11 protein-coding genes are annotated in these 14,577 nt (G+C 57.6%); 1 reads left to right on the top strand and 10 read right to left on the bottom strand.

The features are described 5' to 3' along the window. Positions 1 to 37: 37 nt before the first annotated feature. The 6 genes from PPTH39_RS17030 to PPTH39_RS17005 all read right to left on the bottom strand — a co-directional run bounded on the left by PPTH39_RS17030 (position 38) and on the right by PPTH39_RS17005 (position 8,463). On the bottom strand, positions 38 to 1,948 hold the full coding sequence (locus PPTH39_RS17030) for a cation-translocating P-type ATPase (protein WP_130872224.1): 1,911 nt from the start codon (positions 1,946 to 1,948) through the stop codon (positions 38 to 40). Continuing rightward, positions 1,945 to 3,003 (bottom strand): protease modulator HflK, encoded by a 1,059-nt coding sequence (hflK, locus tag PPTH39_RS17025; RefSeq protein WP_095017932.1) that lies wholly within the window; start codon positions 3,001 to 3,003, stop codon positions 1,945 to 1,947. The genes PPTH39_RS17030 and hflK (PPTH39_RS17025) overlap by 4 nt, the downstream gene beginning before the upstream one ends. Then, a complete protein-coding gene (gene hflC, locus PPTH39_RS17020) occupies positions 3,000 to 4,013 on the bottom strand; it encodes a protease modulator HflC (RefSeq protein ID WP_094999566.1) in 1,014 nt (337 codons plus the stop codon). The genes hflK (PPTH39_RS17025) and hflC overlap by 4 nt, the downstream gene beginning before the upstream one ends. A gap of 11 nt (positions 4,014 to 4,024) precedes the next feature. Next, entirely contained in the window at positions 4,025 to 5,959 is a 1,935-nt protein-coding gene (gene hflK, locus PPTH39_RS17015) for a protease modulator HflK (RefSeq protein WP_094999567.1), read from the bottom strand. Between the two features lie 150 nt (positions 5,960 to 6,109). Next, complete coding sequence (locus PPTH39_RS17010; RefSeq protein WP_130872223.1) at positions 6,110 to 7,444, bottom strand: serine hydrolase domain-containing protein; 1,335 nt, start codon at positions 7,442 to 7,444, stop codon at positions 6,110 to 6,112. A 104-nt stretch (positions 7,445 to 7,548) separates the two neighbouring features. After that, positions 7,549 to 8,463: a LysR substrate-binding domain-containing protein gene (locus PPTH39_RS17005; RefSeq protein WP_130872222.1), complete on the bottom strand. Its 915-nt coding sequence runs from the start codon at positions 8,461 to 8,463 to the stop codon at positions 7,549 to 7,551. A 187-nt stretch (positions 8,464 to 8,650) separates the two neighbouring features. On the opposite strand from PPTH39_RS17005, the gene PPTH39_RS17000 reads away from it, so the two are divergent. Continuing rightward, positions 8,651 to 9,613, top strand: a complete 963-nt coding sequence (locus tag PPTH39_RS17000; protein ID WP_094999570.1) for a bifunctional GNAT family N-acetyltransferase/nucleoside diphosphate kinase regulator — start codon at positions 8,651 to 8,653, stop codon at positions 9,611 to 9,613. Between the two features lie 138 nt (positions 9,614 to 9,751). Here PPTH39_RS17000 and glmS read toward each other — a convergent pair whose 3' ends face one another. The 4 genes from glmS to PPTH39_RS16980 form a co-directional block, all read right to left on the bottom strand. Continuing rightward, positions 9,752 to 11,587: a glutamine--fructose-6-phosphate transaminase (isomerizing) gene (glmS, locus tag PPTH39_RS16995; RefSeq protein ID WP_094999571.1), complete on the bottom strand. Its 1,836-nt coding sequence runs from the start codon at positions 11,585 to 11,587 to the stop codon at positions 9,752 to 9,754. Positions 11,588 to 11,596: 9 nt separating this feature from the next. Continuing rightward, complete coding sequence (locus tag PPTH39_RS16990; RefSeq protein ID WP_088378585.1) at positions 11,597 to 12,364, bottom strand: DeoR/GlpR family DNA-binding transcription regulator; 768 nt, start codon at positions 12,362 to 12,364, stop codon at positions 11,597 to 11,599. Positions 12,365 to 12,633: 269 nt separating this feature from the next. After that, positions 12,634 to 14,001, bottom strand: a complete 1,368-nt coding sequence (gene glmU, locus PPTH39_RS16985; RefSeq protein ID WP_130872221.1) for a bifunctional UDP-N-acetylglucosamine diphosphorylase/glucosamine-1-phosphate N-acetyltransferase GlmU — start codon at positions 13,999 to 14,001, stop codon at positions 12,634 to 12,636. A gap of 115 nt (positions 14,002 to 14,116) precedes the next feature. Further along, positions 14,117 to 14,536, bottom strand: a complete 420-nt coding sequence (locus PPTH39_RS16980; RefSeq protein WP_029611653.1) for a F0F1 ATP synthase subunit epsilon — start codon at positions 14,534 to 14,536, stop codon at positions 14,117 to 14,119. Positions 14,537 to 14,577 lie beyond the last annotated feature (41 nt).

The raw sequence follows: 14,577 nt of genomic DNA, 5'->3' as shown, positions 1-14,577 counted from the left end.
ACGCTAGAGCGGGCGCGACCGTTTATCCGAATCACTTTCAAGCCAACTTCAACGGCTGCAGGGGTTCATGAAACCGCAGCAAACGCCCGGCATTGCCCAGCACCAGCAATGTGCTGAGGTTATGCAACACCGCGGCGATCATCGCGCCGGCGGCCCCCAGCCAGCCAAACGCCGCCGCCGCGACAATCGCCAGGGTCCAGCCCAGGCCGATGATCACATTGACCTGCAAAGTATGCCGGCACTCACGGCTCAGGCGCACGCAGGTGCCCAGCCGACGCAAATCGCTGCCGATCAACACGATATCCGATGACGCCAGCGCGATATCCGCGCCACCGGCGCCCATGGCAACCCCCACCACACCGGCCTTGAGCGCCAGCGAATCGTTGATACCATCGCCCACCACCATAGGCCGAAAGCCGTTGCCGATTTCACTCAGCACACGTTCGAGCTTGTCTTCGGGCAGTGCCTGCGCCTGAACTTCGTTGATGCCCACAGTGTGCGCCAAATGCTCGGCCACGCTCTGGCGGTCGCCGGTCAGCAGCACCTGGCGCCCAAGCCCCAGTTCACGTAATTCACTTAACGCCTGTCGGGCTTCGGGTTTTACGCTATCTGCCAGCAACATCCAGCCCAGGAAATTGCCATTGAGGGAAAGCCCGGCAATGGGGCCATCGTGGTCAGGCACGGCACTGGTGGTGATGTTCAATTGACTGAACAATTCAGGACGGCCCAACGCTGCTTCACCCTGCCCGGTGCTGGCCACAATGCCCAACCCTTGTCGCTCGCGCACATCATTGAGGGTGAGCATCTGCTCGTGGCTCACCAACCCGGCCAGCGCCCGGCTCACCGGGTGGCTGCTGGCGGCGCCCAAACTGGCGGCCAGTTGCAGCAGCGGTTGCTCGTGCAGCACATCGGTTTCGATCGCTTGCAGGCGCAAAGTGCCGTAGGTCAGGGTGCCGGTTTTATCCACAACCAATGAGCTGAGGTCTGCCAGCTCTTCCAGAAACGCCGAACTACGGATCAAGATCCCGTGGCGCGCCGCCACGGCAATCCCGGCAATCGCCGTCGCCGGTGCCGACAACACCAGCGCACAAGGGCACGCAGCCACGAGCACTGCCAGCATGGCCTGGGCATCGTTGGTGATAAACCAGGTCACTGCTGCAATCATCAACACCAACACCATATAACTGCCAGCATAGCGTTCAAGCAAACGGGTGATCGGCGGCTTGGCGCGCTCGGCGCTTTGCATCAGGGCGATGACTTTACCTAATGTCGATTCTTCACCGGTGCGGGTAACCTGTACCCGCAGTAAACCATCGAGGTTGATGGCCCCACCAAAGACCGGCATGCCGCTACCGACTTCCAGCGGCACTGACTCACCGGTAATAGAGGCCGTATCCAGGCTGGCCTGCCCTGCCAGTACCAGACCATCGGCGGGCACCCGATCTCCAGCGCGCACCTCTACCTGATCGCCGCTTTTAAGGGTGGCGTTGTCGACTTCCAGCAAACTGCCGTCAGCCTGAAATAAACGCGCCTGGCTGCGGGTCAGTTTGCCCAGGGCATGGATCGCTTCCTGGGAGCCAATCACACTGCGCTCTTCCAGCACATGGCCAAAAATCATGATGATCGGCAGCAAAGCCGCCGTCAGCAAATCGCCGGTGGCCCAGGCGCCGAGCATGGCCAAGGCAATTAACTGGTCGGTGATCCCGTGCAAGCTCGGGTAGCGCAGGCTGTACCAGGCCGAACGCATGACCGGCACGGCCACCAATATTGAAGCAAAACCCAGCAGCAACTGACTGACGCCGATTTGCGCGGGCATCAGCCAGCGCCATACCAGCCCTAAACCCAACAAGCCCAGCGCCAGCATGGCCAGTGTCAGTTGGCGCGCTGCGCGACGTTGTTCGGGACCCGTCAACAGGCTCACGGCGGGTTGAGTGGCAGACGCATTCATTGTTCGGCTCCCTGAATAATCAGGCGGGAATCATCGTTGGGATCGACGCTGGTGACAGAACCGGCCTGCCCCAGAATCCTGGGCATGCGTTCGCGGTACAGGCGCAACATCAAGCCAGAGTCATTGCCGGCCTGCTGTACCTTGGCCAGGTTGATGATGGTAGACGTATCTGCCTGAGCCTTGGCCAGACGCTCGCTGGCCTGGGCCTGGGCCTGCTCGACACTGCGATCAGCCTGCTGGGTGGCCGATTGGGTGACTTTGGCCGCTTCATTGCGCGCTGCAGCCACCGCTTGCTCCGCATGCTGGCTGGCCGTCAGTACCGCATTGAAGGCATTCACCGCAGGGCCCGGCAAACTCGATTGCACATCCACCCGTACCACTTGCAAACCAATACCCTGCCCGGTGGCACTCAGGGATGCGAGTTGTTGGTTGATGCCTTGCACCAGATCACCGCGCAGGCGCTCACGGCGTTCAGCTGCCTGGCTGTCGCTGCCGATCAGTTCCGGGCGCGCCACCAGAATCGTGTCCAGATCGCGGGCGGCGCTCAGCGCAACGGCGCTACGTGTCACCAACCGGTCCAGCGCAGGCAGTACATGCTCACCTTGCAGCACAAACGCATAGGGCTCGGTGACGTTGTAAAACACCCGTACATCCAGTTGCACCACGCCAGCATCACCGGTCAGCAAATACCCGGAACCGGCCAGCGCATCGCTGACCGGCGTGGCGAACGAAGCTTTTCGATCGGCCTGCAACGCCACATCCGAGCGCAGCAGATTTTCAATCCGGCGTTCACTCACGCGGTCTGCTGCGGGGACGATCACCACTTGCTCGAAAGGCTTTGGCCACGCCCACAACAAGCCGGCATTCTGGATACGGTCCAACGCGCCCATGCGCAATACCACGGCACGATTTTGCGGATCGATCTGACGCACATTGGAAAACCCCCAGGCAACCGCCGCGAATACAGTCACCGCGTACAGGCCCAAAAATGCCAGTCGCCCCGCCTGTTGCCATGGGCTGCTGACACCTTTGATTTCATCAGGTGCCTGGCTCATGGCTGCGATCCAGCCTTGGCATCCAGCTTCGGCGGGCCATCGACCAGTACCCGGAAGGGTGCGGCATCGGTGCGCAAAATAATTTTTGTGCCGGGATTAACCATTGTTCCCAGCGTATCGAGCGCGCGCAGTTCGTTGTACAGCGCGGGCGAACTGGCATAGGCACGACCATAAATCTGCGCGGCTTCTACCCGCGACTGCGCTTCGATATCCGCGGCCTTGATGCTCGCATCGGCCTGCAGGATGCGCGCATCGCGTTCGGCAGCGGAGCGGATTTGCGCCGCTTCGCGCTTGCCTGCGGCGGTGCGCTCCGTGGCGATGGTTTCGCGCTCGGCACGCATGCGGTCAACCGTCGCCGTGAGCGTGACCGATGGCAAAGTCAGGCGCTCCACGCCCACTTGCAGCACACGCACACCATAGGTGTTGAGCAATTGCTGTTCGATCTGCTGACGCAATTGCGCTTCAAAGTCGGCAATTTTGACCTGGCTGGCATCGGTGTTCACCAGGCTTGAAAGATCAAAACTGGCAGCCGTCGTTTCCAGTGCCGACCCCACAAATGTACGGATCTGCCGCGCCGCTTCGTCAGGCTGATTTTGTACGGCGCGCATAAAGCGCTGCACATTCTCGGCATCGGGCTGCACCTGCCAGGCCACATAGGCCTGCACAATAATCCGCAGACCATCGCGAGTGCCCACGTCCTGCAGGCCGCTGGAGGTGGTGCGCAAACGCAGATCCACCGGCACGCTGACTTCAAATGGCGCCGGCCAGCGCCAGCCCAGACCGGGCTCCAGCAGCACCCGGGCCGGGTTGCCAAAGCGGGTAATTACCGTGGCTTCGCCGGAACGTACTTGCACCAGGCTCGCCGCGGCGATGGCAAACAGCACCAGCAATGCCGCCCAGCCCATGCGTCGCCACGGGAAGGGGCTTGGCTCAAGGGTATCGTCATGATGGTGATGGCCGTGGTGGGAACAGCCATGATGATGGCTGCTGTGATCGTGGGATTGAGACAAGAGAAGACTCCTTACTGAGCAGCTTTACGCGGCGCGACAGGATCGGCCGGCAGTGTGAAAGAACGCAGGTCGAGGGTCGGCGCACTGCTGCCCCCAAGGCGATGGTCGAGGATCAGCAATCGGGCATTGTTCAGCCCCTGGCTTAACTGGCTCAGGTACTGTTCCAAAAGGAACGCATGACCGGCACTGGCGTAGGCTTTTTGCTCGGCGCCAAAGCGCAGATCAGCTGTCAGTGCGGTGGCATTTATTTCACGCGCCAGCGCATGGGCTTGATCCAGGGCGACGCTGGCCTGCAATTGCGCCACATTGGCTTGTTCACTGGCCGCGCCCCGTTCGCGGGCAATCAGGGCCTGCGCGCTGATCTGTGCTGCCTGCACACCGTGATAGGCATTGGCGGCCCCGGCAGGTGGGTGGATGGCTTCAACCACGGTGGCAAGAATTTCCACCCCGCTGTCCAGGCCATCCAGATCAGCCTGCACGGCGTGGCCTATATCATCGGCCAGCGCACTGCGCTGCTCACCGAGCACACCATCAAGCGTCCGAGAGGCAAAGTCGTGTACCAGAATGCGGCTGGCGGTAGTGCGAATCAGCGTCGGTACATCAGCACTGTGATAAGTGGCGGCAATGGCGGCGTGGTCGCTCAGGCCAATGCGATAGACAAAACGCACGTCCATATTGACGATCTGAAAGCCCTGTTTGTCGCCACTGTCGCTGGCAATCACCTGGGACTTGTCATTCACATGGGTGGCATCCCACAGGCGATTGGCGGTAAGCGGTGGTAAACCATCGGCAGGCGTGAGTAGCGGATCGACAGTCGATTCCGTGCTAGTGGCCAACTCATGTACCACACCGTTTTCCACCGCCAGGACTCGCCCAAAAGGCCATGGCAGGCCCACGTGCAAACCCGGGCCCAACACTTCAACCGGCTCACCAAAGCGCTCATAAATCCCTCGACCTTGCAGCGGGATTTCACTCACACCGCTCAGCACCCAGCCGACAGCAGCAACCACCGCCAGCACCGGGAAAAACGCTTTGCGCATAAAGGTAAAAGCCCAGATTTGGCGCAGGTCGATGCCGAACCGGTTATGCAATTCGCTCTGCAGCGTCAGCAATGGCTGAGGCGGCCAACGCAACATACCAGCGACAAAGCTTTGCCCGATCATGCGCGGTTCTAGTTTGTCGCGGCGCGGGATGAACAGTGCAGCCAGCGCCCTCAGAATCAGCTCAATAGCCACGGCAGCAGGTAGCAACCCGGTCAGCACCGCGAGGCGGGCAGGCCACACCGCATCGTCGCTGCTGAAAATCAGGCACACGGCGCTCAGGAGCAAAGTGAGGATGGGCACGCGAACCAACGGTGCCAGCAAACGCGCCTCCGGCCATTGGCCAGGGTGTTGCTGCGCCAGGAAACGTTCGAACACTAACAGTGCAAACGCGCACAGCACCGCAATGCCAGCCGCGACACTGCCCCAGGTTCCCAGAGCCAAACCGGGTAAAGCCAGGTTCCAGGTGTGCTGGACGCTCCACCAGGCGACACCGCTCACGCCTGCCAGCCACAAAACGGGCGCGCCGATGGTGGCCAGCACCTGTTTTGCCCCGGCATCAATCCGCTGGTTAAAACGTTCAATGCCACGCAACTGTTCGTCGGGCGCGACCTCAGCCACCTGTGGTGCGGGGTTGAGTGCGTCATTGCGCCAATCCGCCACCCAGTAAGCCGATTGAACGCCTGCGGCCAGCACCAGCATGGCTGCTGCGTTATTGCCCAGCAGCACCGGCCACAGCGATTCCGATGAAAACAGACCTATAAAAAATGCCAGCACCCACGCCAGCAACGCCAGGACTGCCAGCACTACCCCCAGTAGATAGAGCTGACGAGCCTGTGCGCTGGCGCTTTGGAAACGAGGCAAAGACTCGAGCCGGCCCTCCTCTGCCTCTAAATCGACACGCATGGAAACACTCACTTATGAAATATCTAGTTACGATATCGCAGAAATGATGAAACTTTTGTCGAGCTTACGGATTCTTCATCTTGGTTTAAAAACGGCGAAACGCCGCTATGGGAGCCGGTCAAGCACGACTCCCAGCGTTTTTTGGCGCTATCAGTCCGGGTGAGTCATCAACTGTTTGGCCAGGGCTTCAAATGCAGGAATAGTCACCGGATCGTTAGCCGAGTTGCTGGCAACCGGGTTGGAGGCATAACGCACAATAACCATTTCGGCTTTCGGGTCAATGTAGGTGCGCTGACCGTAAACACCGCGCGCCATAAAGGCACCATCCGCGTTGTGCGTCACCCACCACATGTCGCGATAGCTGGCGCCCTTAAGCAAGTCATAACCGGCTTTGGCAAAGGCCGCTTTATCGCCGCCACCACGAATGTCATCGACAACCGCCTTGGGTACGATTTGCTTGCCGAGATACTGACCATTGTTACGGATCATTTCTCCAAAGCGGGCCATGTCCCGTAGCCCTGTATTCAAACCACCCCCCGCAAACGGGGTACCGATTGAATCCACGGTGAAATAGGCCGATTGTTCAGCGCCAATGCGCTGCCAGATTTTTTCCGAGAGCAATTGCGCAACGTTACGCCCTGTCACTCGTGCAATGACCCAGCCCAGCACATCGGTGTTCACGGTTTTATAAGCGAAGGCCTCGCCGTGCTCCCCCTCCGGCTCGACCGTCTGCAAATATTCCATATAGCTTTGCGGGCCGGTGTAGTCCTTGGGTTTGGGTAGCGGGTTACCGGCCTGTGCATGCTTCCAGACTTCAGCATTGGGGTCGGCATAATCTTCGCTGTATTTAAGCCCCGTGGTCATGTCCAGCACCTGGCGCAGGGTGGCGTTGCCAAAGGCCGACTTGGCCAGCTCGGGGACATACTCAGCAATTTTTTTATTGGCATCCAACGTGCCATCAGCCACCAGCATCGCGCCCATAGTACCCACCACGGACTTGGTCATCGACATGGCGCCGTGCTGGCCTTCGGGGGTCAGCACACCAAAGTAACGCTCATAAACAATTTTGCCGCGGTGCAGCACCACAATGCCGTCGGTGTAGTTCGCCGCCAGCGACTGTTCCCAGGTCATCGGCTCCTTGCTGCCCAGTGGCACGAAGGTCAAGGCGTCGATATCCGTGCGCAAGGCTCTGGCCAGCAGCACGGGCGCACCCAGGCCACGGGAGACATTGGTGGTAGGCATCAATTGACGGAAGTTGGAAACACTCCAGCGCATGGCGGGAAACTGGAAATAACTGCCGTCGGCAAAGCGCACGATGCGATCCGGCGGGGGCGGTGCACCGACCATCCAGCCCAGCTTCGCCGGGTCGCTGGCAGCGGCGTCCGGGTAACTGGTTTTATCGCTGGCACAGGCGATGGAAGCCGCCAGGCAAGTCACTAGAAAAACCGCACCGGTGCGGGCGGGTTTGATAAATTGCTTGATCATCGAAAATTCCTTTTCAGTTCATGGCCGTGCCCTACCCTGCGGGATAAGCAGTGGGAATGTATAGCGCACACCAGCACCCGCAGGCGATTTTGCGCACCTGAAATTTATTTTTTTATTTTTTCGATCAACCCTTCCAGCTCATGAAAGTCGCTGTGGATGGTTCGTTCACGGCTCCAGATCATGTCCAGAGTGAAAGTCGGAAAACCGGGCGGCGGTTGGAGAACTTTAATGTTTGGCGGCACATTCAACGTCGCCACTATTTTTTTCGGGATCACGATCAGTGCCGGCACCGCCAATAAAACATTGACCCCGGCGTGATAGGAGTTGGCCCGGGTAAAAATACTTCTACGCCGCGACTGTTTTTCCAGCCAGCCATCCACCATGTTTTTTTCCGACAGCCACGGCGTTGGAAATATGTGCGGCGCGTCACAAAACTCATCAATATCCAAAAAAGATTTAGCCTGATGTTTTGCCACGCTGGACAGGCACACAAAAGAATCTTCAGTAAGGCTGCGATAGCCCAGCAACGGATGCCGTTGGTGATAGCCCGGGCCGAAGCCAAAGCAAACGTCGGTGTCAGAAGCCAATAACTCACTGATGGGCAAATCCTGGCCCAGGCGGCTCACACTCAACGCCCAGTTGCGCCCGGTTGAACGCACCTGCTGCAACACTGCAGGCAACATGAGAATTTCAAAATATTCCGGGGCAGTGATATTCCACTGACGCAGCGCGGTGCCCTGCCCTGCTCCTTCCTTGGCGCACTGATTGATGCACTGCAGGATGTTTTGCAGATAGGGCTTGATCGCCAGCACCCGTGCCGTGGGTTGCATGGCGCCGTCGGTGTTCTCGAAGAGTTTGTCGTCGAAACAGTGGCGGAGTTTTTTCAGGCTGTAACTGATGCTTGATTGGCTGAGATTCAACATTTCTGCCACACGCTTGGCGCTGCGATTTTCGATCAACAGCAAGACGATCGAAATATCCTGCATATCCAATTGTTTCAGCGCATTGGTGTAAAGCATGCCAGCTCCTTGCTGAAGTTATCCACAACCCTGAAACCACAAGACATACACGTACATTTGCTGGCGCTGCTTGCGGCGAGGCTCTGGGTCGGATCAAAGGGTAAAACGAAGATATCCCCGAACTCTCCCGACCATTCGGCATTACTTGCGTTATGTCTTAAAATAGCCGGTTGCCGAAAGAACCGTCATGGCCGTAGCCATGAAGGGCTTTCATCCCTTGAAAATAAGTGTGGTGAAGATGAACAAGCCTTTCATTTCGCTGTGCCCGGAAGTTACTCGGGCGCATGCGTTGACGTTGATGGATTGGTTGGAAGATGAGCGCGTCACCTGTTATCTGAGCGATTCACGTCATGTCTCCCGCTCCATCGAGCAAGCCATTGATAGAACCCAATTGCCAATCCTGACCCATCTGTTCAACCAGGGTGGCCGATTCTTCATGGCTTATGACCGGCATGACGCCCCGGTAGGCTTTGTCCGTCTGATCAAGACCGGCTCAAATTGCGAGATAGTCCTGGTCATTGGAGACAGCGACAAATGGGGCCGAAACCTTGGCGCCCGCACGATCCGCGAAGGCATGAAACTGGCCTTCCTCGACATGCGGGCCAAGAAGCTCATCGCCAAGATCCACCCGGACAACACGCGCTCGGTAAAAGCCTTTCTGCGCAGCGGCTTTGTGCTTGAAAGCGAAACGCCCACATTGAAGTCATTTTCCATGGCAGCGGGGCGCTATCTCCAGCTCTTGCGCGAAGGTACCGTTGGCGACTCCACCAGGATCTACATCACTGAAATCGACAAGGCCAGGCTCGAGAGTCTAATCGCTCTGGAGCAAGGTCCGACGGTTGTTGAGCTCGAACATGAGCTTGAACGAGCCATTGTCGTCAAGCCGCAGCAGGTGGCGGGCAATGTCGTCACGATGAACTCCAGGGCTTTAGTGCAACTGGACGACGAAGAGATCGAAGTGGCCCTGGTCTACCCGGAAGACGCGGACAGCAACGCAGGGAAGCATTCCGTGTATTCCGACATTGGCGCCGCCATTTTGGGCTATCAGGAGGGGGACGCCATTGACTGGCGAATTTCTGATCGGACCCGCCGAATTGAGATCAGGAAAGTGCTTTACCAGCCAGAGGCTGCGGGCCATTTCCACCTGTAATTGAGTGTTTCCCTCAGTGTTGGTCAAGCAACCTGGAAGAAGGGGATCTGTCGAAGAAGGGAGCCCGTAAGTGGCTCCCTTCATTCGCGACAGTTTTAATTCTCTAAAACCACCACTGAGTAGTGCCGCAGCTGTGATTTATTCCACAGTCACGGATTTAGCCAGGTTACGCGGCTGGTCCACGTCAGTGCCTTTGAGCACGGCAACGTAGTACGACAGCAATTGCAGCGGGATGGTGTAGAGGATCGGCGCCAGCACATCGTGGATATGCGGCATGTTGATCACATGGGTGCCTTCGCCGTTGCTCATACCGGCTTGTTCATCAGCAAACACAATCAGCTCGCCACCGCGGGCACGAACTTCTTGCAGGTTGGATTTAAGTTTCTCCAACAGCTCATTGTTCGGAGCAACGGTCACTACCGGCATATCGTTATCCACAAGTGCCAGAGGGCCGTGCTTCAACTCGCCCGCCGGGTACGCTTCAGCGTGGATGTACGAAATTTCCTTGAGCTTGAGTGCGCCTTCCATTGCCACCGGGAACTGAGCGCCACGGCCCAGGAACAGGGTGTGATGTTTATCGGCAAACAATTCAGCCACTTTTTCAACCACCGAATCCATCGCCAGGGCTTCGCCCAGACGCGCTGGTAAACGACGCAGTTCTTCTACCAGCTGTGCTTCAACGCCCTCTTCCAGGGTGCCGCGCACCTGGCCCAGAGACAGGGTCAGCAGCAACAGGCCTACCAGCTGGGTGGTAAATGCCTTGGTGGAAGCCACACCGATTTCGCGACCTGCTTGGGTTAGCAGCGTCAGATCAGACTCACGAACCAGCGAGCTGATACCTACGTTGCAAATCGCCAGGCTACCGAGGAAGCCCAATTCTTTTGCATTGCGCAGTGCTGCCAGGGTGTCAGCGGTTTCGCCCGATTGCGAGATCGAAACAAACAGGGTGTCCGGTTGCACCACAACTTTTCGGTAGCGGAACTCGCTGGCCACTTCAACCTGGCACGGAATGCCTGCCAGGCTTTCGAGCCAGTAACGGGCAACCATGCCGGCGTGGTAGCTGGTACCACAGGCGACGATCTGAACATTGCGAACCTTGGCGAACAATTCCTTCGCTTGTGGACCGAAAGCTTGAACCAGTACATGGTCAGCACCCAGGCGATTTTCCAGGGTGCGTTGAACTACTGCTGGTTGCTCGTGGATTTCCTTGAGCATGTAGTGGCGATACTCGCCCTTGTCGGCCGCTTCGGCGCCATCGCTGTATTGCACGGCTTCGCGTTGAACGCTCTGACCGTTTACGTCCCAGATCTGCACGCTGTCACGACGGATTTCAGCGATATCGCCTTCTTCCAGGTACATGAAACGGTCAGTGACCTGACGCAGTGCCAATTGGTCGGAGGCCAGGAAGTTTTCACCCAGGCCCAGGCCAATCACCAGCGGGCTGCCGCTGCGGGCTGCAACCAGACGATCCGGTTGCTTGGCGCTGATCACAGCCAGGCCGTAGGCACCGTGCAACTCTTTAACGGTGGCCTTGAGGGCCTCGGTCAGGTCGCTGTGATCTTTGAGTTTGTGGTTTAGCAGGTGGGCAATGACTTCGGTGTCAGTGTCCGAGGTAAACACATAGCCCAAGCCTTTGAGCTGCTCACGCAGGGCTTCATGGTTTTCGATGATGCCGTTATGTACAACAGCCAGATCGGAACCGGAGAAATGCGGGTGAGCGTTACGCTCGCACGGCGCACCGTGGGTGGCCCAACGGGTATGGGCAATGCCCAGACGACCGGCCAATGGCTCACCGGCCAGAGCTTGTTCCAGCTCGGCCACTTTGCCGTTGCGGCGCATGCGTTCCAGGGTGCCGTTGTTGGTGAAAACAGCCACACCTGCGCTGTCGTAACCACGGTATTCAAGACGTTTCAGGCCTTCCAGCAGAATGGCCGTGATATTACGTTCAGCGACTGCGCCAACGATTCCACACATAAAGTTCTCCTAGCTTAGGGCCGCGCATAACAATGTTATGCCCCGGGCCTGAATCTGTTCGCGTGCCTCAAGGGGCAGGCGATCATCGGTAATAAGGGTATGGACGCTGCTCCAGGGCAGTTCCAGGTTGGGTATTTTTCGACCAATCTTGTCCGACTCGACCATCACGATCACTTCACGCGCGACGTCAGCCATGACCCGGCTCAGACCCAACAACTCGTTAAAAGTTGTCGTGCCGCGCTGCAGGTCTATGCCGTCAGCACCGATGAACAGTTGATCGAAGTCGTATGAGCGCAACACCTGTTCGGCAACCTGTCCCTGAAAGGACTCGGAGTGCGGATCCCAGGTGCCCCCGGTCATCAGCAATACAGGCTCATGTTCCAGTTCACTGAGTGCATTGGCGACGTGCAGGGAGTTGGTCATCACTACCAGGCCAGGTTGCAGGCCCAGTTGTGGAATCATCGAGGCCGTGGTGCTGCCGCTGTCGATGATGATGCGCGCATGCTCTTTAATCAGACCAACCGCTGCACGGGCAATGGCTTGCTTATAAAGAGAAACTGGCTGAGGGACATCACTGACCAGTTCTTGCGGCATGGTGATCGCGCCGCCATAACGACGCAATAAAAGCCCGTTACTTTCGAGTGCAGCCAGATCCTTGCGAATCGTAACCTCAGAGGTTTCGAAGCGCTTGGCCAGTTCATCCACACTGACTTCGCCCTGCTCGGCAAGCATGGCCAGGATGTTGTGTCTGCGTTGTGGCGTATTACGTTTGGACATAACGGCTTAAGTTTCGTTTCGAAAGATAACGAAAGCAATGAAACCGTATCTCGAAACCTTCGTCAAGAAAATGTTGTGGGCTATTTTCTGTGAATAAGTCGATATGGGCCTGTGTTCATTGGCCAAAACGCTTATTTAGGCCCGCAAAAAACAAAGCCTTATCCACAGGGCGTGAATAAGGCTTTAGGTAACTCATTGATTTAAAACAGTTATAGGATGACTTGTTAATAACCTTAAATCATCATCGCCTTTCTGTGGATAACTTTAAATCAAGGCTTTGGCTGTTTGACCGGACGCTTCCAGCCATCAATATTGCGCTGGCGCGCACGACCAACGGCCAGTTGCTCCGCGGCAACATCCTGATTGATGGTCGAGCCTGCAGCAGTGGTAGCACCGTTGGAGATATCCACAGGTGCAACCAACGAGTTGTTCGAACCAATAAATACATCAGCGCCCAACACGGTCTTCCACTTGTTGGCGCCATCGTAGTTGCAGGTGATGGTGCCAGCACCGATATTGGTGCGCGGGCCGACCTCGGCATCGCCCAGATAAGTCAGGTGACCGCATTTGGCGTCTTCACCCAAGTGGGCGTTTTTCAATTCGACAAAGTTACCCACATGGGCACGGGCATCCAGCACACTGCCCGGGCGCAGACGAGCGAACGGACCGGCATCACTGTTCTCGCCCATCACGGCACCGTCGAGATGGCTATTGGCCTTGATCACAACACCTTTGCGCAAGGTGCTGTCCTTGATTACGCAATTCGGGCCGATGACCACGTCGTCCTCAATAACCACGCGACCTTCAAGAATCACGTTGATATCGATCAGCACATCACGACCCACGGTGACTTCACCGCGCACATCGAAACGCGCCGGGTCACGCAAGGTCACACCCAAGGCCATCAGGCGACGGGCTTCGCGCAACTGGTAATGACGTTCCAGCTCACTGAGTTGTTTACGATCGTTGGCGCCCTGCACTTCCATCGGGTCAAGGGCATGCTCGGTGGCCACGACCAAACCATCGCTAACCGCCATGGCGATAACGTCGGTCAGATAGTATTCGCCCTGTGCGTTGTTGTTCGACAGACGGCTCATCCAGTCAGCCAGGCGACGGGTCGGCAAGGCGAGGATCCCGGTGTTGCCTTCGGTAATTGTACGTTCGGCTTCGGTTGCGTCCTTGTGCTCAACAATCGCACACACCTTGCCATCCGCATCACGCACGATACGACCATAACCAGTCGGGTCGGCCAGGTTGACGGTCAGCAGGCCCAGTTGCTCGGGGCCAACTTGCTTGAGCAGACGTTGCAGGGTCTCGACCTCGATCAGCGGTACATCGCCGTACAGGATCAACACGTTTTCTGCGGTCAGAAATGGTAGTGCCTGAGCCACGGCATGGCCGGTACCCAGTTGCTTGTCTTGCAGCACAAAGTTCAGGTCATCAGCAGCCAGGCGTTCACGCACCAGTTCGGCTCCGTGACCAATGACGACGTGGATGCGGGTCGGTTCAAGCTGACGAGCGCTGTGGATAACATGGCCAAGCATGGAGTTGCCTGCCACGGGGTGCAGAACCTTGGGCAGGGCAGAACGCATGCGGGTGCCCTGACCTGCGGCGAGAATAACGATATCGAGAGACATGACTGGCTACCAATCCTGGGTGGTCAGCGGTTGCGACCAAAAAGTATTTCGCGGAAAAAGAAAAAGGGTAGCCGAGGCTACCCTTTTTAATCAATCACACAATAAGACAGGAGGCTTAGCCGCCAAACTTCTTGCGGATTTGCTGGACGGTGCGCAGCTGAGCTGCGGCTTCGGCCAGACGTGCAGCAGCAGACCCGTAATCGAAATCTGCGCCTTTTTCGTTCAGTGCCTTCTCGGCAGCCTTTACGGCTTCCTGAGCGGAGGCTTCATCCAGGTCGGCAGCACGTTGCACGGTGTCGGCAAGAACCTTGACCATGTTCGGCTGAACCTCGAGGTAACCACCGGAGATGTAAAACACCTCCGATTCCCCGCCCAGCTTGATCAGGCGGATCGGACCCGGCTTGAGTTCAGTGATCAGCGGAGCGTGACCCAGAGCGATACCAAGATCACCCAGGCTGCCGTGCGCAATCACCATCTCGACCTGACCGGAAAAGATTTCTCCTTCCGCACTGACGATATCGCAATGGACTGTCATCATATTAGCCATCTGATTGCCTCAACCTGATTAGCGCCCGT

Source organism: Pseudomonas bubulae, assembly GCF_900618535.1.
GTDB classification, from domain to species: domain Bacteria; phylum Pseudomonadota; class Gammaproteobacteria; order Pseudomonadales; family Pseudomonadaceae; genus Aquipseudomonas; species Aquipseudomonas bubulae.
The sequence above is the reverse complement of the archived record's forward strand: the minus strand, read 5'-3'. Positions and strand labels throughout refer to the sequence as shown.